Here is a 17,134-nt window from a genome sequence, read left to right on the forward strand (position 1 = left end):
TATTTACAGATATTTACGCGCTTCTTTCACGGCGAACGCTTTCATCGCGTCGCCGTGTTGATCCAAAAACGCAACCACGCGTGGTTTGTCATGTTTTGAGAGGCTGCGCAGCCACCAACCGATTGCTTTTTGGATAAACCATTCGGAATCATTCACATATCCCGCAGCCCAGCCCAAAATGCGATCACGCTGTGCCAGTTCATCGTCGCTGGGGTGGTTTTGTTTGGTCCAGGGCAGGGTCATCACCAATGCGGCGCGACGCACCCAGATGTTTTCATCTTGCGTCCAAGTTTCCACCAGATCAAGCCGTTCGGGATGCGCGATCAAACGCCGTGCACCCGCACCAGATGCATGATCGGCGATTGCCCATGCATCGAATTGGGGCACCCAGCGGCAAATTTCATCCCATACGGCATCATCGGGTTTGATCCGTGCTTGGGTTAACAATTTGGCGGCGGCGATGCGGGCCTCGTGGATATTGGAATCCCATAACAGGAGGGCCAATTCCACGCGGGCATCACCATCAAATTCAACGCGCCATTGTTTATAAAGCACATCAATTTCAGGGTTGGATACACCCAGATAGGGGCGTTCAACCTTGTGATAGGCGGCCATTTGCGCCGCCTTTTCATCCGATTGCAACGCCATTAATTGCGCAAGTGCATCCGCGGCGTTCATTATTCAACCGTAACCGATTTTGCCAAATTGCGTGGCTGATCCACATCCGTGCCCTTGGCAACAGCAGTGTGATAGGCCAACAATTGTGCCGGAATCGCATAAAGGATTGGCGCAAGGGGGGCGTGGACGGCGGGCATTTTAATAACCTTCCACGCGCCATCGCTGGCAACCTGTGCGCCCGCATCATCGGTGAACAGGATCACCTTGCCACGACGTGCCATGACCTCTTGCATATTGCTCACCGTTTTGTCGAACAACGCATCCTTGGGTGCAAACACCACGATGGGCATGTTTTCATCGACCAGCGCAATGGGGCCGTGTTTCAATTCACCACTGGCATAGCCTTCGGCGTGGATATAGCTGATCTCTTTGAGCTTGAGCGCGCCTTCCAGTGCGATGGGGAACAGCGCACCGCGCCCCAAAAACAATGTGTCGCTGAATTTTGACAGGGCGTTGGCGACATCAATAATTTCATGTTCAGCCTGAAGCGCAACATTAATAATGGATGGCAGGCCAAGCAGGGCAGAGACCAATGCCGCCTCGCCATCCGCATCCAATTTGCCGCGCTGGCGTGCGGCCTTGATCACCATGGTCATCAACACGGTCAACTGACAGGTAAAAGCCTTGGTCGAGGCCACGCCGATTTCAACACCTGCATGAATTTGCAAACTGGCGTTTGATTCACGTGCGATCGAACTTTCGGGGACATTGACCACACCAATGGTTTGGGCGTGATTATCGTTGCAATAACGCAATGCGGCCAATGTATCGGCGGTTTCGCCAGATTGGCTGACAAAGACGGCCAATGTGTTATCGCGCAGGGGTGGTTCGCGATATCGAAATTCCGATGCCACATCCAAATCAACGGGGATGCCCGCGATTTGTTCGAACCAGTATTTCGCAACATTACATGCCAAATAGGCCGTGCCACAGGCCACCATGGTAATTTGCGAAATTTTGGAGAAATCCAGATCAACATCGGGCAACACCACGGCATTGCGTTCGGTATTGATGTAATGTTTCACCGCATCGCCCAACACGGCAGGCTGTTCTGCGATTTCCTTGGACATGAAATGTTTGTGCATACCCTTGTCGGCATTTGCGGATTTCATATCCAATTCACGCATATTGCGATTGGCAAGCGCACCGTTGGCATCACGAATTTCGAAACTGTTGCGGGTAATCACCGCCCAGTCGCCTTCTTCGAGGTATGTGACCTTGTTTGTCATTGGGGCCAGTGCGATGGCGTCTGATCCCACGAACATTTCACCATCCCCATGACCAATGGCCAAAGGGGAACCCTTGCGTGCGGCGATCATCAAATCATCTTCGCCTTGGAACAGAAAGCAAAGCGCATATGCACCATCAAGACGGGCGATGGTTTTTTCTGCGGCTTCTGATGCAGACAGGCCACCATCCATAAATTGTTGGCACAGTTTTACAATGGTTTCGGTGTCGGTATCGGTGTCAAACCCATATCCCGCATCGGTCAATTCGCTGCGCAATTCTTTGAAATTTTCGATTATGCCATTGTGCACCACTGCGACGCGCCCTGCCTGATGGGGGTGGGCGTTGGTGATATTGGGTTGGCCATGTGTGGCCCAACGTGTGTGGCCAATGCCAGCGGTGCCCGCAATCGGGTTATGCACCAGCAAATCGGACAGGTTAACCAATTTGCCAACCGCGCGGCGGCGATCCAGCACGCCGTCATTGACCGTGGCGATACCCGCACTGTCATAGCCGCGATATTCAAGACGTTTCAGCGCATCAACCAAAATTGGCGCAGCTTGGTGATTGCCCAAGACACCGACGATTCCACACATATCTTAATCCTTTTTCTTCGCGGCCTTGGCGGCCTTTAACTTGTTCATCAAACGCAGTGCAAAGCCAACTTTGTTCACTTGTTTTGCCCGCCCAAGGGCGAGATCACCATCAGGCACATCATGGGTAATCACCGAACCCGATCCCGTCATCGCATCGTCGCCCACGCGCACAGGGGCAACAAGGGCGGAATTTGATCCGATAAAGGCACGTTCGCCAATGATGGTTTTATGTTTGAATACACCGTCATAATTACATGTAATTGTGCCAGCGCCGATATTGGCATCTTTGCCAACCTCTGCGTCACCGATATATGACAGGTGGTTAAGCTTCGCACCCTCGGCCACGAGCGCGTTTTTGACTTCGACAAAATTGCCAACCTTAGCTCCATCACCGATTTCTGCACCCGGGCGCAAACGGGCATAGGGGCCAATGATTGCATCCTTGGATACATGGCACCCTTCCAGATGGGAAAACGCGCGGATATTTGCACCTGATTCAATGGTGACATCAGGGCCAAAAACCACGTTAGGTTCGACAATCACATCGCGCCCAATGATGGTGTCATAGGCGAAAAATACCGTTTCGGGGGCCGTCAGTGTGGCGCCATTGATCATCGCGGCGTGGCGTGCGTTGAATTGAAATGTGGATTCGGCCACGGCCAGATCAACGCGGCTATTCACGCCCATGGTTTCGGATTCATCACAGGATACCGCGGCACATGTCATGCCCGCATCGCGTGCCAGCGCCACAATATCCGTCAGGTAATATTCGCCATTGGCATTATCATTGCCAACCTTTGCGATCAGATCAAACAACACATCGCGGGGCGCACAGATGACGCCAGAGTTGCAAAAATTCACCTTAAGCTGTTCTGGCGTTGCATCCTTGGCCTCGACAATTGCATCAAGCGATCCATCATCGGCCAAGATCAAACGCCCATAACCACCCGCATTGGCGGCGGTAAAACCAAGCACAACAACGGATGCGCCGCTGTCGCGTTTATTTTTCATGGATTGCAAAGTTTTATGCGTGATAAACGGTGTATCGCCATAAAGGATGAACACATCCCCTTCAAAATCGGACAATGCTGTGCGTGCCTGATCCACCGCATGACCCGTGCCAAGCTGTTCTGTTTGCAATACCACCTGTGCATCGGGGTTGTAATCGAGCGCGGCCTTTTCCACCAAATCCGCACCGTGCCCCGCAACAACGATAGTGCGCTGTGCGTCGATTCCTTCGCCAGAGCGCATCGTGTGCACCAACATGGGGGCACCCGCGACAGCGTGTAAAACTTTGGGCAGATCGGATTGCATCCGCGTGCCTTTGCCCGCGGCGAGGATAATAACTGCGTTCGACATAAAATAACCTTTGTTCTTTTGCCTGCTTTTAGCGGCAGTTTTCACACAGCGAAAGTGTTTCATGCTCAAGAAACCTTTCACTGCGTTACGAAACTGTGGCAGATGGAGGGAAAAATGGATGGTGATTGATGAAATCGGCGATTTTTGACCTTGATGGGACGTTGGCGGATACCAGTGCGGATTTGTTGACAGCTGCAAATGCGTGTTTTGAGGCATTGGGCCACAAGGGCGTTTTGGATCTGGAACGTGATGCGCTGACCGCGTTTCGTGGCGGGCGGGCAATGCTCGGCCTTGGGTTTTCGCGGGTGAAACCCGATTATTGCGAGGCGGATATTGACGTGCAGCATCCGATATTCTTGGATCATTACAGCACCAATTTGGATGTGCATACCGTATTATATGATGGCGTGATTGGGGCGTTGGATCATTTGCAGGGTGCGGGCTATGCGCTTGGCATTTGTACGAACAAGCCAGAAGGGCTTGCCGTTGAATTGGTGAAACGATTGAAAATTGATCACTATTTTGGCGCGTTGGTGGGGGCGGATACGCTGCCCGTGCGCAAACCTGACCCCGAACATTTGTTTGAAACCATTCGTCGCATTGGTGGCACGCCGGATAAATCGGTTTTGATCGGCGATACAATTACCGATCGCAAAACCAGCACAAATGCCAATGTGCCCAGCATTCTGGTAACATTTGGGCCAAGCGGGCATGCAATTGCGGATTTGGCACCAGAGGCATTGTTGCATCATTATGATGACCTGCCCAATTTATTGTCGCAAATGTTGGATTAATCTTTGCCGAAACAAGCGCTGCGTGGGTTGCAATTTAAAACCCGCGCTGTTTGATTATTCGCAAACCACCAAAGGTATCGAAATGAGCGATAAATTCACCGGCAATTTCACCCAACAACAACCCATCCCAGAGGATGCAATAGAGGCTGCGGTACGCGTGATGCGCCACGGGCGGTTGCATCGATATAATGTGGTTGCAGGTGAAAAATCCGAAACGGCATTGTTAGAGGAAGAATTCGCGCGTTACGTTGGTGCAAAATATTGTTTGGCGGTGGCATCTGGTGGATATGCGCTGGCGGCGGCGTTGCGTGCGCTGGGCGTTCAGACGGGTGATACTGTTTTGACCAATGCATTCACGCTGGCGCCCGTTCCCGGTGCGATTGCAAATGTGGGTGCAAAACCTGTGTTTGTGGAAACCACGCAAAGCCTGGTGATGGATTTGGATGATCTGCGCGCAAAAATCGCATCGAGTAGTGCGCGTGTTCTGATGCTGAGCCATATGCGCGGGCATCTGGTGGATATGGATGCGTTGATGGAAATTTGTAACGCCGCCGATGTTCAAGTGATTGAAGATTGCGCCCACACGATGGGGGCATTTTGGAACGATGTGCCAAGCGGGCGCCACGGAGTGGTGGGATGTTATTCCACCCAAACATTCAAACATATGAATTCGGGCGAGGGCGGTTTGTTGGTAACAGATGATGCCGAAGTAATGGCGCGTGCCACGATGTTATCGGGATCGTACATGTTATATAGTGGTCATAGCGCGGGCGCACCCGCAGAGACATTTAAAGATATTCGTCTTGATACCCCCAATTGTTCGGGGCGCATGGATAACCTGCGCGCCGCAATTTTGCGCCCGCAACTGCGTGATTTGGATACACAGGTGGCGGCGTGGAATGCACGATATGACGCGGTGGAAAATGGGTTGCGCAATACGCCAGCGTTGCAGATCGTGGAACGCCCAACCAAGGAACGCATGGTTGGATCATCCATTCAGTTTTTGTTGCCTGATTTTTCACAATCACAGATGCGCGATGTTTTGAAACGCTGTGCTGAGCGCGGGGTAGAATTGAAATGGTTTGGCGGTGATGAACCAACAGGGTTTACGTCGCGCCATAATTCGTGGCGCTATATTGATCCCCAAGAATTGCCCAATACAGATCGTATTTTGGCAGGGTTGATTGATATGCGATTGCCGCTGACATTTTCGCTGGATGATTGTGCACAGATTGCACGCATCATTCGCGACGAGGTTGGTGTTGTGCACCAAGCAGGATAGAAATGTTGCGCCACGCCTTTTACCGATGGCGATCGGGTATTTATCTGTGGCTGGGAATCGCGGTGTTTGCGCTGGTGATTTTACCGCGTATCGGGGATGTGGTGATCGGGTATCTGAAACCAACAACGGGGTGTTCCATCACCGCGATTGTTGATGGTGATACAATTAGCATTGATTGTGAAAATGCCGATGAAACGCGCGCGCGGATTATCGGGTTGGATACACCCGAATTGGCCAGCGAATGTTTTGATGAATGGATTTTGGCGCAGCGTGCAAAATGGTTTTTACGCTGGCGCATTTGGTCGGCAAATCACATTGAAACGCAAACCCAAGGGCGCGATAAATATCGCCGTCAATTGGTGCGCGTGAAAATTGACGGCACAGATATCGCAACGTCAATGATTAACGCAAGGCTTGCCCGCCCATATGATGGTGGGCGGCGCGCGGGTTGGTGCGATAATTAATCTGGGCGCCCTTGAAACCATGTATCTGGAATTTGGCGTTTAAACCGGCGGCGGCAAAATTGATACTGTGGCCAAAGGTGGCGCATGATCTGATCATATATTGGGGCGGGTAGATCCGCAGGGCGCGATGGGTTTTTCACCTTGTCAAACATCGGTTCCACATAATCCACACCCAAAAATTCATATATCCGCGCCATTGCATCCACGCTGAACAGGTTTTCAAAAAATTCGTAATGGATTTGATCAGGGGTGAAATTCGCTTCCAATGCATTGATACATTTTTTGTAATCAGAACGCAGACGAAAATCGCGATTGTCCAACATTTCAATGGCGCGTTTGTGCAATTCATCATCCGCAATATCGCGCCGCTCGACGCTTTCTAAAAAACGCACGGCTGACCAATGGCGTGCAATCGGATCGCGCATCAAGAATATGATTTTTATGTTTGGAAACAGGGTTTTAACATATTCATATTCAGATGGTTTTAACGCCGTATAATGCGGTGTGATTTCACCAAATACGCGTTCATCGGTTACGCGTTCATCAAAAAACGTGCGGTACAAATCACCATCGCCCCCCATTTCAATGCGTTCCAACACTTGGAAAACTTTGTCATCTTGGGGCAGGCCGGTATGTGAATGCGGTTTGGAATATTGTTTGGCCAAACGTTCGAAATAAGGAAACGGCCAACGTTCGAAATGATCGCGATTGCCAAAGAAATGTAATTCTTTCAATGGGGACATAAAAACCTGTGGATGATCGCGCAGGGTTTTGGATAACCAAGTTGTGCCAGATTTATGCGCGCCAACACCCAAAAGAAATGTTTTCCCCGCAAGGTTTGGATAATCATCTGACATTCATTCATTCCAATAATTGAACTGGATTTATGCCATGATTTTGACGTGATGCATAGATATGGTTCACGAAACACAGTCTGGTTTTTTTACAGAACAGTGACACGTCTTGTTGACCTCTTAAAACCCAAGGGGTAAACCCGTCTCTGACTCATGGCTTCAAGGCTGTCATTACCGAAGAGGGAAGTCCGTTGGACGAACTATTAAGAGAGTATCTTCCGATCCTAATTTTTTTAGGTGTCGCTGCGGGGCTTGGCCTCGTTTTAATCCTAGCTGCTGTTATCGTTGCTGTTCGTAATCCAGATGCCGAAAAGATTTCTGCATATGAATGTGGGTTCAACGCATTTGACGATGCGCGGATGAAATTCGATATCCGATTTTATCTGGTATCCATCCTGTTTATTATCTTTGACCTAGAGGTGGCGTTTTTGTTCCCTTGGGCCGCGAGCTTCCAACATGTTGGGATTGTCGGGTTCTGGTCGATGATGGTGTTCTTGGGCGTGCTGACCATTGGTTTCGCCTATGAGTGGAAAAAGGGAGCCTTGGAATGGGAGTAGTCACATCACCCAATACCGCAGGCGCGGATAAGGATGTTGCAACGGCGGCATTGAATGCCGAATTGCAAGACAAGGGTTTTCTGGTCACGTCATCTGCGGATGTTATCAACTGGGCGCGCACAGGGTCGTTGCATTGGATGACATTTGGTTTGGCCTGTTGTGCGGTTGAAATGATGCACACCGCGATGCCACGTTATGACATGGAACGTTTTGGGACAGCACCACGTGCATCCCCACGCCAATCGGATTTGATGATCGTTGCGGGGACGCTGACCAATAAAATGGCACCAGCATTGCGCAAAGTTTACGACCAAATGCCAGAACCACGCTATGTGATTTCCATGGGATCATGTGCGAATGGCGGCGGGTATTACCATTATTCATACAGTGTTGTACGCGGGTGCGATCGTATCGTTCCTGTTGATGTGTATGTGCCCGGTTGCCCACCCACAGCAGAAGCATTGCTTTACGGTATCTTGCAACTGCAACGCAAAATTCGCCGTACCGGCACGATTGTAAGGTAACCTGATATGAGCGCTGAACTACTCGAACTGGGCGAAGTGATTGCGATCAAGCAAGAAGCCGCTATCATCAGTACCGATGTGAATAAAATGGGCGAACTGGTTTTGACCGTTCATGCCAATAAAATTCCAGAGCTGGTTGAATTTTTGCGTGGCAATTCCGCGATGAAATTTTCGACATTGATTGATATCACGGCGGTGGATTACCCAACCCGCGCCACACGATTTGAAATCGTTTATCATTTCTTGTCCATGTATACGAACCAACGTATCCGCCTAAAGGCGGCAATTGCGGATGGTGATTTGGTGCCATCGATCACCGATATTCATCCATCGGCCAATTGGTACGAACGTGAAGTGTTCGACATGTATGGTATCATGTTCACTGGCCACCCTGATCTGCGTCGTTTGCTGACAGATTATGGTTTCCGCGGCTATCCATTGCGCAAAGATTTCCCAACAACGGGTTACAACGAATTGCGCTATGACGAAGTTGAAAAGCGTGTGGTTTATGAACCCGTGTCACTGGTGCAAGAATACCGCCAGTTCGATTTCATGTCCCCATGGGAAGGTGCAGAATATATCTTGCCTGGCGATGACAAAGCAGAAGGGGCGAAATGATGGACGGTAATTTCAACGACGCCCAAACGGGTGAACAACGTATCCGTAATTTCAACATCAACTTTGGCCCACAGCACCCTGCGGCGCATGGTGTGTTGCGCTTGGTTTTGGAACTGGACGGTGAAATCGTAGAACGCTGCGATCCCCATGTTGGTCTGTTGCACCGCGGTACAGAAAAGCTGATGGAAAGCAGAACATATCTGCAAAACCTGCCGTATTTCGACCGTTTGGATTATGTGGCGCCAATGAACCAAGAACATGCTTGGTGTTTGGCGATTGAAAAACTAACGGGTGTCGAGGTTCCGCGCCGTGCGTCCTTGATCCGTGTGTTGTTCTGTGAAATCGGGCGGATTTTGAACCACCTGATGAACGTAACAACACAGGCGATGGATGTTGGTGCGCTAACGCCTCCGCTCTGGGGGTTTGAAGAGCGCGAAAAATTGATGATCTTTTATGAACGCGCATCGGGTGCACGCCTGCACGCGGCCTATTTCCGCCCCGGCGGTGTTCATCAGGATCTGCCACAAGATTTGATCGACGATATCATGCAATGGACAATGGAATTCCCAGATGTGCTTGCCGATATCGACGGGTTGCTCACCGAAAATCGCATTTTTAAACAACGCAACGTTGATATTGCGGTAATCACCGAACAAGAAGCGCTTGATTGGGGTTTCTCTGGTGTGATGGTGCGTGGTTCTGGCATGGCATGGGATTTGCGCCGTGCGCAGCCTTATGAATGCTATAACGAATTTGAATTCGATATTCCTGTGGGCAAAAATGGCGATTGTTATGATCGTTACCTGTGCCGTATGCAGGAAATGCGCGAAAGCATTAAAATCATCCAACAATGTATTCAAAAATTGGATGAATCCACGGGCGATGTTTTGGCACGTGGCAAGCTGACACCACCTGCGCGTGGTGACATGAAAACATCTATGGAAGCCTTGATCCACCATTTCAAACTTTACACCGAAGGGTTCAAAGTGCCCGAAGGCGAAGTTTACGCAGCGGTCGAAGCACCCAAAGGTGAATTTGGTGTTTATCTGGTTTCAGATGGCAGCAACAAACCGTATAAATCGAAAATTCGCGCGCCGGGCTATCCCCATCTGGCGGCGATGGATCACATCAGCAAGGGACACCAATTGGCAGATGTGGCGGCGATTATCGGGACACTTGATATCGTATTTGGGGAGATCGACCGTTAATGGGTAAACTGTTCTACAATTTTGGTTTTGTGAGTGCGTTGAGTTTATCAATCTTTGCATTGGGGAATCCCGTGCAGGCACAATCAAATCAGAATGTAGGCTGGGGGCAATTTTTTGCCACCATCAGCGAAACACCTGAAAAATATGTGGATAATGTAAAAAACTGTCCAGTTTGGAATGACGCAGAAGAGCTGTGCGAAACCATCGAAAAATTTTACGGCCCGCTGATTGATCCAGCGACGGGTGGTGCAAATGTTGTCGATGATCCACGCGCAGTGAAATTCATTCTGGCCATCATCACTAATGGAATTTTTGTCTCTAACAGAAGCCCGCGTGAACGTTTGAAATGCCCAGCGACTTGGCAACCAGACGCGCCGTTGATTACCCCAACGTTTAAGACCAATGAAATGCTTGTGCGTGTGCGCAAATATGAATCTGGTATCGTTGGGCAATCCTGTTTGTTAGAGCTTGTGGAGTAAGAAAATGTCACTTCGTCGTTTGCATCCTGAACAGCCTGACAGCTTTAAGTTCACGGCAGCCAATTTAAAATGGGCCAAGGCTCAGATGAAAAAATACCCAAAGGGACGTCAGGCATCCGCCGTGATCCCATTATTGTGGCGCGCCCAAGAACAAGAAGGTTGGCTATCCAAACCCGCGATCGAGGCTGTGGCAGATATGCTGGAAATGGCCTATATCCGTGTGCTGGAAGTGGCGACGTTTTATTTCATGTTCCAATTGGCACCGGTTGGCAATGTTGCCCATATTCAAGTGTGTGGCACAACATCATGCATGATCTGTGGCGCCGAAGATTTGATTGGCGTTTGCAAAACCATGATCGCGAAAAATCCGCATCAGATTTCTGATAACGGCAAGTTTAGCTGGGAAGAAGTCGAATGTTTGGGTGCCTGTTCAAACGCGCCAATGGTGCAAATTGGCAAAGATTTTTACGAAGATTTAACCGCGGAGAGTTTCCGCGAAATCATTAATGCATTTGATCGCGGCGAGGTTCCAACACCTGGTCCGCAAAACGGCCGTTACGCGGCTGAACCATTGTTTGGGCTAACAAGTCTTACAGACATGAACACAGGCCAGCATTCGCATAATGCGTCCGCTGGTTTGGCATTGGAATACGGAGATACGATTAAACGTATCCAGGGAAATGAAGTTCCAATTTTAAAGTCGCGGACAACAGCCGCAAAGAAAAAGTCAGCTAAAACAGCGGGCTAGTTCAAAATGGGGAGTAATTGTAAATGACGAATACGAATTCAAATGAAAACAGCACCTGCAACTTGATTTGCTGGCTTTTGGCCATTGCGGGTGGCTTGGTATTGGCCAAAATGATCGCATCGAATATCTGGGTCGGCTTGGTGATCGCAATCATTGCTGCGTTGTTGCTGTCTTGGTTGCTGCGCACCATTTTTTGTTCAAAATCAAACGACGTTGTTGATTCAGGAATAAGCACCGCCGCGGGCGTTGGTGCCGGTGCTGCTGCGTTGGGCGCGGCTGCTGCTGCGAAAACAGCCAAGGCTGCATCTGATACAGCAAGTGTTGCAAAAGATGCCGCTGGTGATGTCGCGTCTGCTGCGAAAGATACGGCATCAACCACAGCGGCAGGTTTCACATCCGCCGCTGAATCCGCTGCGGACACAACCAAAGCTGCTGCAAAAGCAACAACAGCCAAGGCGAAAACGGCGGCGAAATCAACAGCAGCCAAAACAAAAACCGCAGCCAAGACCACAACTGCCAAGGCAAAAACCGCAGCGAAATCAACTGCGGCGAAAACAAAGACCGCTGCAAAAACAACGGCTGCCAAGACGAAAACTGCTGCGAAGAGCACAGCGTCAAAAACAACGACGGCTGCGAAGTCTGCTGCGAAAACCACAACGGCCAAGGCGAAAACAGCGGCAAAATCCACTGCTGCGAAAACCAAAACGGCGGCTGCCAAAGCACCTGCAAAAGCAGCAAGTGCAGCGAAAACAGCAGCCAAAAAAACCACAACAGCGGCGAAAAAACCAGCGGCCAAAAAGGCAACTGGTCCCAAGCTTTATAAAAAAGCGCCAGCAAAGACTGATGATTTGAAACTGATTTCAGGTGTTGGTCCAAAACTGGAAGGCACATTGAACGATATTGGTATCTATCAATTCGCACAGGTTGCCGATTGGAAAAAAGCCGACATCGCATTTGTTGACGAGCGCCTGACATTCAAGGGCCGCATCGAGCGTGATGGTTGGGTTAAACAAGCGAAAATTCTGGCCAAAGGTGGCGAAACAGAATTTTCAAAGAAAAAGAAGAAAGCTTAGGCCACACGCCTGAGCCATAAAGGAAGAACAGGTGGCCCCTGACCAAGATCCAAAACGTGCCAAGGCACGGATCGCATCAATTGTTATCTTTGTAACAATGGTTGTTTGGATGGGGGCCTCTTGGATTGGCGGAAAGATCGGATTACCAACGCGGTTCGCGTTTCTGTTCGATTTTGCCGCATTAGCAGCGCTTTTTTGGGCGCTGGTTGTTTTGTTTCAAGTCTGGCGCGAGAGCCAGAAAAAAGGATGAATGAAGATGCTTGCAGATAAAGATCGTATCTTTACAAACCTCTATGGGATGCATGACCGCACATTGCGCGGCGCGAAAAAGCGCGGGCATTGGTCTGGCACATCGAAATTCATCAAAAATGGTCGTGACTGGATCATTGATGAAATGAAAAAATCTGGGCTGCGTGGCCGTGGTGGTGCGGGTTTCCCAACGGGCTTGAAATGGTCATTCATGCCAAAAGAATCCGATGGTCGTCCATCCTATCTGGTTGTGAACGCCGATGAATCCGAACCGGGTACATGTAAAGACCGCGAAATCATGCGCCATGATCCCCATACATTGGTCGAGGGCTGTTTGATCGCGGGTTTCGCCATGGGTGCAAACGCTGGTTACATCTATATCCGTGGTGAATTCATCCGCGAACGCGAAGCATTGCAGGCCGCGATCGACGAAGCATATGATGCGGGATTGCTCGGCAAAAACGCCGCGAAATCCGGTTGGGATTTTGATCTGTTTCTGCACCATGGTGCAGGTGCGTATATCTGTGGAGAAGAAACCGCATTGCTTGAAAGCCTAGAGGGCAAAAAAGGCATGCCACGCATGAAACCACCGTTTCCTGCTGGTGCGGGGCTTTATGGTTGCCCGACAACCGTGAACAATGTGGAATCAATTGCCGTTGTGCCAACAATCTTGCGCCGTGGTGCGGATTGGTTTTCAAGCTTTGGTCGCGAAAATAACGCAGGCACAAAATTGTTTGCGATTTCGGGCCACGTTGAAAACCCATGCGTGGTGGAAGAGGCGATGTCGATCCCATTGCAAGAATTATTGGAAAAACATTGTGGTGGTGTGCGCGGTGGCTGGAAAAACCTCAAGGCCGTTATTCCGGGTGGGTCATCTGTGCCAATGCTGCCAGCCGCAACATGTAATGATGCGATCATGGATTTTGATTGGCTGCGCGAACAACGCTCAGGTCTTGGTACCGCGGCGGTGATCGTGATGGATCAAAACACCGATGTGATCAAGGCGATCTGGCGTCTGTCGAAATTTTACAAACATGAATCATGTGGGCAATGCACACCGTGTCGCGAAGGGACGGGTTGGATGATGCGCGTGATGGATCGTTTGGTAACCGGCGATGCAGAACCCGAAGAAATCGATATGTTGTTGGATGTCACCAAACAAGTCGAAGGCCACACAATTTGTGCGCTGGGTGATGCGGCGGCGTGGCCGATCCAAGGTTTGATCCGCCATTTCCGCGATGAAATCGAAGACCGTATTAAACACAAACGCACAGGGCGCGTCAGCGCGGTTGCGGCAGAGTAGTAGCAAGTTTCACCAAGTACCGGAGCAAGTTTATGCGAAAGGGAACAAAAATTGGCTTACCCAGCGTGGCAATATGCTTTGCGTTGTTTGGCTGCACCACGGGTGGTGGTGGCAGCGTGGGTGTGCCTATGAATTTTGTTCCGACATCGGAAAAACTGTTGAAGGTGCAAACAGATTTCTTGGATGATGTTGCCGAGGCGGAAATTGCATCGCGCATGGTGAAATTATGCCCTGCATATAAATTCAACCCAGATGAAAACGAACGGGTGATTGAAAAATTCGCCATTCGCACCAGTGTTCTGGAAGGGCGCGATGATGTGCCTGCGCGTGAATTTGAATATTTCCAACGTGGTGCGGGCAGTTTGATGAAAACGCGCCATTCCAAACAAATCATTGCAGAAAAGCTCAGTGAAAATTTGGAACGCCTTGGTATCACGCGCGAAAACTTTACTCAGTTCTGCGTTGTGGCAGATGAACAATATGCAAAACGCACCCAGATCGGGCGTTTCTTGCAGAAAAAATAGGGAAGGACGGTATGTTTACACATAACAAAAACATTTCGCGCCACCCTGTGAGCGCATGCGCCAAAGCCAATGAAATAAGGGATAACAACGCCCTGTCATTGGATAACACGCCCATGTTTCCTACATTTTGCGTAACGCAAAACCAAAAGGAAACAATGGTATGAGAAACATTTTGACAACAGCCGCAGCAATCAGCGTGATCATCACAGGTGTCGCCGTGGCGAAACCGTCATTGTGGAGCTATGACAAAATCTCACAAGGTCTGTTTGATATGGCCGTCGCGAATGAAATTGGCAAACGCTGTTCGTCCATTTCAACACGCAAGATCAAGGGCCTGTCTTTTGCCCAATCATTATTTTCATATGCCAAAACCAAAGGATATTCATATTCCGAGGTGAAAGCATTCATCGAAGATGATAAAGAAAAGGCAAAATTGCGGGCGCGCGTCGTTCCGTATCTGAAATCAGAGGGTGTGAATATCAATTCACCTGAAACATTTTGCCCATTGGGGCAACGTGAAATCAAAAAGAACAGCCAAATCGGCGTTCTGTTAAAGGGCTAATAGGGTAATGACAAACCTACGCAAAGTAATCATCGACGATAACGAAGTCGAAGTGGACGGCGCAATGACTGTGCTGCAAGCCTGCGAAGTGGCGGGCATCGAAGTACCGCGCTTTTGCTATCACGAGCGTCTGACGATTGCTGGTAACTGTCGTATGTGTTTGGTGGAAATCGTAGGTGGCCCACCAAAACCCGCCGCATCCTGTGCGATGCAGGTCAAAGATTTGCGCCCCGGCCCAGAAGGCCAACCGCCTGTGGTGAAAACCACATCGGCAATGGTGAAAAAGGCGCGCGAAGGCGTGATGGAATTTTTGTTAATCAATCACCCGCTTGATTGCCCGATTTGCGATCAGGGTGGTGAATGTGATTTGCAAGATCAGGCCATGGCATATGGCGTTGATTTTTCCCGTTTCCGTGAACCAAAACGCGCAACCCAAGATTTGGATCTGGGGCCATTGGTTGGCACACAGATGACACGTTGTATTTCATGCACGCGTTGTGTGCGTTTCACAACAGAGGTCGCTGGTATCACACAAATGGGCCAAACAGGGCGCGGCGAAGATGCGGAAATCACATCGTATTTGAACCAAACCTTGGACAGCGAACTACAAGGCAACATCATTGATCTTTGCCCTGTTGGTGCGCTGACATCGAAACCATATTCATTCACGGCGCGTCCGTGGGAATTGAAAAAGACCGAAACGATTGACGTGATGGATGCGCTTGGGTCCAACATTCGTGTGGATACCAAGGGTCGCGAAGTGATGCGCATTATGCCGCGCAACCATGATGGCGTGAACGAAGAATGGCTCTCGGATAAATCCCGTTTCATCTGGGATGGTCTGCGCCGTCAACGCCTTGACCGCCCATATGTACGCAAGGGTGGTAAATTGAAACCCGCAACATGGGACGAAGCATTCAAAGCAATCGCAAAGGCCGTAAAAGGCAAATCAGTTGCGGCAATCGCAGGTGACGTTGCCCCTGTGGAGGCGATGTTCGCGTTGAAAGAATTGGTCACTGGTTTGGGTGGCAATGTTGAATGTCGCGTTGATGATGCGAAATTGCCAGCGGGCAATCGCGCTGCATATGTTGGCACCGCAACCATCGCCGATATTGATGATGCGGAAATGATCCAATTGATCGGTACAAACCCACGCGTAGAAGCACCTGTGTTGAATGCGCGTATCCGCAAGGCTTGGATCAACGGCGCCACCGTTGGTTTGGTTGGGGATGCGATTGATTTGACCTATGATTATGCACATGTCGGCACAGATCGCGCCGCGTTGGAAGGCTTGGTTTCCAAGAAAATCAGTGCTGCGACAAAGAAGAAAAAATCCATTGTGATTGTGGGCCAAGGCGCATTGCAAGGTGCAGATGGCGAGGCCGTATTGGCCGCGGCACAACAATTGGCCGCAAATTCAGACAGCAAATTGTTGATCCTGCACACCGCAGCGGCGCGTGTGGGCGGCATGGATATTGATTTTGTCACCAAAGGCGGAATTAAAACCGCGTTGAAAAGCCCAGACGTGGTTTTCAACCTTGGCGCGGATGAAGTCGAAATCGCAGAGAACCCATTTGTGATTTACCAAGGTTCACATGGTGATCGTGGTGCGCATCGCGCAGATATTATTTTGCCAGCAGCAGCATACACAGAAGAGAGCGGTATTTTTGTAAATACCGAAGGTCGCCCACAAATGAGCGCACGCGCAGGGTTTGCACCTGGTGATGCACGCGAAAACTGGGCGATTTTACGCGCCTTGTCCGCCGAATTGGGCGCGACATTGCCGTATGACAGTTTGGCACAGCTTCGCGCGGCACTTTTTGCGCAATATCCGCATCTAGGCGCGATTGATACGGTGCCAGAAAACAGTGGAAGTGCATTGAAACCCAAAAAATTGGGCAAAGGTGCATTTAAATATGCGATTTCTGAACATTACCTCACAAACCCGATTGCACGTGCATCCGAAGTTATGGCAGAGCTTGCGCGAAATGCAGCAGAACGCAAATCAGCAGCACTTGCAGCGGAATAGGAATTG

General features: G+C 50.0%; 18 protein-coding genes and 1 pseudogene. 15 read left to right on the top strand and 4 right to left on the bottom strand.

Annotation, left to right across the window (positions count from 1 at the left end; translation table 11 throughout):
* Nucleotides 1-3: 3 nt before the first annotated feature.
* The 3 genes from BFP76_RS07815 to glmU are packed head-to-tail and all read right to left on the bottom strand — an operon-like array spanning nucleotide 4 to nucleotide 3,860.
* Complete coding sequence (locus tag BFP76_RS07815) at nucleotides 4-678, bottom strand: DNA alkylation repair protein (RefSeq protein WP_099592632.1); 675 nt, start codon at nucleotides 676-678, stop codon at nucleotides 4-6.
* Complete coding sequence (gene glmS / locus BFP76_RS07820; protein WP_099592634.1) at nucleotides 678-2,501, bottom strand: glutamine--fructose-6-phosphate transaminase (isomerizing); 1,824 nt, start codon at nucleotides 2,499-2,501, stop codon at nucleotides 678-680. Before glmS ends, BFP76_RS07815 begins: the two co-directional genes overlap by 1 nt.
* A gap of 3 nt (nucleotides 2,502-2,504) precedes the next feature.
* Nucleotides 2,505-3,860, bottom strand: coding sequence for a bifunctional UDP-N-acetylglucosamine diphosphorylase/glucosamine-1-phosphate N-acetyltransferase GlmU (glmU, locus tag BFP76_RS07825; protein ID WP_099592635.1), 1,356 nt, complete (start codon nucleotides 3,858-3,860; stop codon nucleotides 2,505-2,507).
* Between the two features lie 128 nt (nucleotides 3,861-3,988).
* On the opposite strand from glmU, the gene BFP76_RS07830 reads away from it, so the two are divergent.
* From BFP76_RS07830 to BFP76_RS07840, 3 genes are all read left to right on the top strand, one after another.
* Nucleotides 3,989-4,654, top strand: a complete 666-nt coding sequence (locus tag BFP76_RS07830) for an HAD-IA family hydrolase (RefSeq protein WP_099592637.1) — start codon at nucleotides 3,989-3,991, stop codon at nucleotides 4,652-4,654.
* Between the two features lie 82 nt (nucleotides 4,655-4,736).
* Nucleotides 4,737-5,936, top strand: coding sequence for a DegT/DnrJ/EryC1/StrS family aminotransferase (locus BFP76_RS07835; protein WP_099593991.1), 1,200 nt, complete (start codon nucleotides 4,737-4,739; stop codon nucleotides 5,934-5,936).
* Nucleotides 5,937-5,938: 2 nt separating this feature from the next.
* Complete coding sequence (locus BFP76_RS07840; protein WP_099592638.1) at nucleotides 5,939-6,400, top strand: thermonuclease family protein; 462 nt, start codon at nucleotides 5,939-5,941, stop codon at nucleotides 6,398-6,400.
* Here the strand turns inward: BFP76_RS07840 and BFP76_RS07845 are convergent.
* Nucleotides 6,397-7,257 (bottom strand): sulfotransferase family protein, encoded by an 861-nt coding sequence (locus tag BFP76_RS07845; RefSeq protein ID WP_099592640.1) that lies wholly within the window; start codon nucleotides 7,255-7,257, stop codon nucleotides 6,397-6,399. The two genes, BFP76_RS07840 and BFP76_RS07845, sit on opposite strands and share 4 nt — an antisense overlap.
* Nucleotides 7,258-7,445: 188 nt before the next feature.
* Between BFP76_RS07845 and BFP76_RS07850 the strand changes: the two genes are divergently transcribed.
* The 12 genes and pseudogenes from BFP76_RS07850 to nuoG all read left to right on the top strand — a co-directional run bounded on the left by BFP76_RS07850 (nucleotide 7,446) and on the right by nuoG (nucleotide 17,128).
* Nucleotides 7,446-7,811 carry an NADH-quinone oxidoreductase subunit A gene (locus BFP76_RS07850; protein ID WP_099592641.1) on the top strand — a complete coding sequence of 122 codons (366 nt, stop codon included), beginning with the start codon at nucleotides 7,446-7,448 and terminating at the stop codon, nucleotides 7,809-7,811.
* Complete coding sequence (locus tag BFP76_RS07855) at nucleotides 7,802-8,335, top strand: NuoB/complex I 20 kDa subunit family protein (RefSeq protein WP_099592642.1); 534 nt, start codon at nucleotides 7,802-7,804, stop codon at nucleotides 8,333-8,335. Before BFP76_RS07850 ends, BFP76_RS07855 begins: the two co-directional genes overlap by 10 nt.
* 6 nt (nucleotides 8,336-8,341) lie before the next feature.
* On the top strand, nucleotides 8,342-8,953 hold the full coding sequence (locus BFP76_RS07860; protein WP_099592643.1) for an NADH-quinone oxidoreductase subunit C: 612 nt from the start codon (nucleotides 8,342-8,344) through the stop codon (nucleotides 8,951-8,953).
* Nucleotides 8,953-10,161 carry an NADH-quinone oxidoreductase subunit D gene (locus BFP76_RS07865; RefSeq protein WP_099593993.1) on the top strand — a complete coding sequence of 403 codons (1,209 nt, stop codon included), beginning with the start codon at nucleotides 8,953-8,955 and terminating at the stop codon, nucleotides 10,159-10,161. Before BFP76_RS07860 ends, BFP76_RS07865 begins: the two co-directional genes overlap by 1 nt.
* Nucleotides 10,161-10,640 (top strand): hypothetical protein, encoded by a 480-nt coding sequence (locus BFP76_RS07870; RefSeq protein ID WP_099592644.1) that lies wholly within the window; start codon nucleotides 10,161-10,163, stop codon nucleotides 10,638-10,640. Before BFP76_RS07865 ends, BFP76_RS07870 begins: the two co-directional genes overlap by 1 nt.
* Before the next feature lie 4 nt (nucleotides 10,641-10,644).
* Nucleotides 10,645-11,376, top strand: a pseudogene (gene nuoE, locus BFP76_RS07875) (NADH-quinone oxidoreductase subunit NuoE); the annotation flags it as partial.
* Between the two features lie 35 nt (nucleotides 11,377-11,411).
* A complete protein-coding gene (locus BFP76_RS14695; RefSeq protein ID WP_205661392.1) occupies nucleotides 11,412-12,461 on the top strand; it encodes a hypothetical protein in 1,050 nt (349 codons plus the stop codon).
* 31 nt (nucleotides 12,462-12,492) lie between these two features.
* Nucleotides 12,493-12,711: a DUF5337 domain-containing protein gene (locus BFP76_RS07885; protein ID WP_099592646.1), complete on the top strand. Its 219-nt coding sequence runs from the start codon at nucleotides 12,493-12,495 to the stop codon at nucleotides 12,709-12,711.
* Between the two features lie 6 nt (nucleotides 12,712-12,717).
* Nucleotides 12,718-14,013 carry an NADH-quinone oxidoreductase subunit NuoF gene (gene nuoF, locus BFP76_RS07890; RefSeq protein ID WP_099593995.1) on the top strand — a complete coding sequence of 432 codons (1,296 nt, stop codon included), beginning with the start codon at nucleotides 12,718-12,720 and terminating at the stop codon, nucleotides 14,011-14,013.
* Nucleotides 14,014-14,045: 32 nt separating this feature from the next.
* Nucleotides 14,046-14,537 carry a hypothetical protein gene (locus tag BFP76_RS07895; protein WP_099592647.1) on the top strand — a complete coding sequence of 164 codons (492 nt, stop codon included), beginning with the start codon at nucleotides 14,046-14,048 and terminating at the stop codon, nucleotides 14,535-14,537.
* Between the two features lie 160 nt (nucleotides 14,538-14,697).
* Complete coding sequence (locus BFP76_RS07900; protein WP_099592648.1) at nucleotides 14,698-15,099, top strand: DUF5333 domain-containing protein; 402 nt, start codon at nucleotides 14,698-14,700, stop codon at nucleotides 15,097-15,099.
* 7 nt (nucleotides 15,100-15,106) lie between these two features.
* Nucleotides 15,107-17,128 (top strand): NADH-quinone oxidoreductase subunit NuoG, encoded by a 2,022-nt coding sequence (gene nuoG, locus BFP76_RS07905; RefSeq protein WP_099592649.1) that lies wholly within the window; start codon nucleotides 15,107-15,109, stop codon nucleotides 17,126-17,128.
* Nucleotides 17,129-17,134: the final 6 nt, after the last annotated feature.

It is taken from the genome of Paramylibacter kogurei (genome assembly GCF_002742285.1).
Taxonomy (GTDB): domain Bacteria; phylum Pseudomonadota; class Alphaproteobacteria; order Rhodobacterales; family Rhodobacteraceae; genus Amylibacter; species Amylibacter kogurei.

Coding starts and splice junctions, on each gene's coding strand:
- BFP76_RS14695 (WP_205661392.1), top strand. CDS start 11,412: ATGACGAATACGAATTCAAATGAAAACAGCACCTGCAACTTGATTTGC.
- BFP76_RS07835 (WP_099593991.1), top strand. CDS start 4,737: ATGAGCGATAAATTCACCGGCAATTTCACCCAACAACAACCCATCCCA.
- BFP76_RS07860 (WP_099592643.1), top strand. CDS start 8,342: ATGAGCGCTGAACTACTCGAACTGGGCGAAGTGATTGCGATCAAGCAA.
- BFP76_RS07895 (WP_099592647.1), top strand. CDS start 14,046: ATGCGAAAGGGAACAAAAATTGGCTTACCCAGCGTGGCAATATGCTTT.
- glmU (WP_099592635.1), bottom strand. CDS start 3,860: ATGTCGAACGCAGTTATTATCCTCGCCGCGGGCAAAGGCACGCGGATG.
- BFP76_RS07870 (WP_099592644.1), top strand. CDS start 10,161: ATGGGTAAACTGTTCTACAATTTTGGTTTTGTGAGTGCGTTGAGTTTA.
- BFP76_RS07815 (WP_099592632.1), bottom strand. CDS start 678: ATGAACGCCGCGGATGCACTTGCGCAATTAATGGCGTTGCAATCGGAT.
- glmS (WP_099592634.1), bottom strand. CDS start 2,501: ATGTGTGGAATCGTCGGTGTCTTGGGCAATCACCAAGCTGCGCCAATT.
- BFP76_RS07840 (WP_099592638.1), top strand. CDS start 5,939: ATGTTGCGCCACGCCTTTTACCGATGGCGATCGGGTATTTATCTGTGG.
- BFP76_RS07845 (WP_099592640.1), bottom strand. CDS start 7,257: ATGTCAGATGATTATCCAAACCTTGCGGGGAAAACATTTCTTTTGGGT.
- BFP76_RS07830 (WP_099592637.1), top strand. CDS start 3,989: ATGAAATCGGCGATTTTTGACCTTGATGGGACGTTGGCGGATACCAGT.
- nuoF (WP_099593995.1), top strand. CDS start 12,718: ATGCTTGCAGATAAAGATCGTATCTTTACAAACCTCTATGGGATGCAT.
- BFP76_RS07900 (WP_099592648.1), top strand. CDS start 14,698: ATGAGAAACATTTTGACAACAGCCGCAGCAATCAGCGTGATCATCACA.
- BFP76_RS07865 (WP_099593993.1), top strand. CDS start 8,953: ATGGACGGTAATTTCAACGACGCCCAAACGGGTGAACAACGTATCCGT.
- nuoG (WP_099592649.1), top strand. CDS start 15,107: ATGACAAACCTACGCAAAGTAATCATCGACGATAACGAAGTCGAAGTG.
- BFP76_RS07855 (WP_099592642.1), top strand. CDS start 7,802: ATGGGAGTAGTCACATCACCCAATACCGCAGGCGCGGATAAGGATGTT.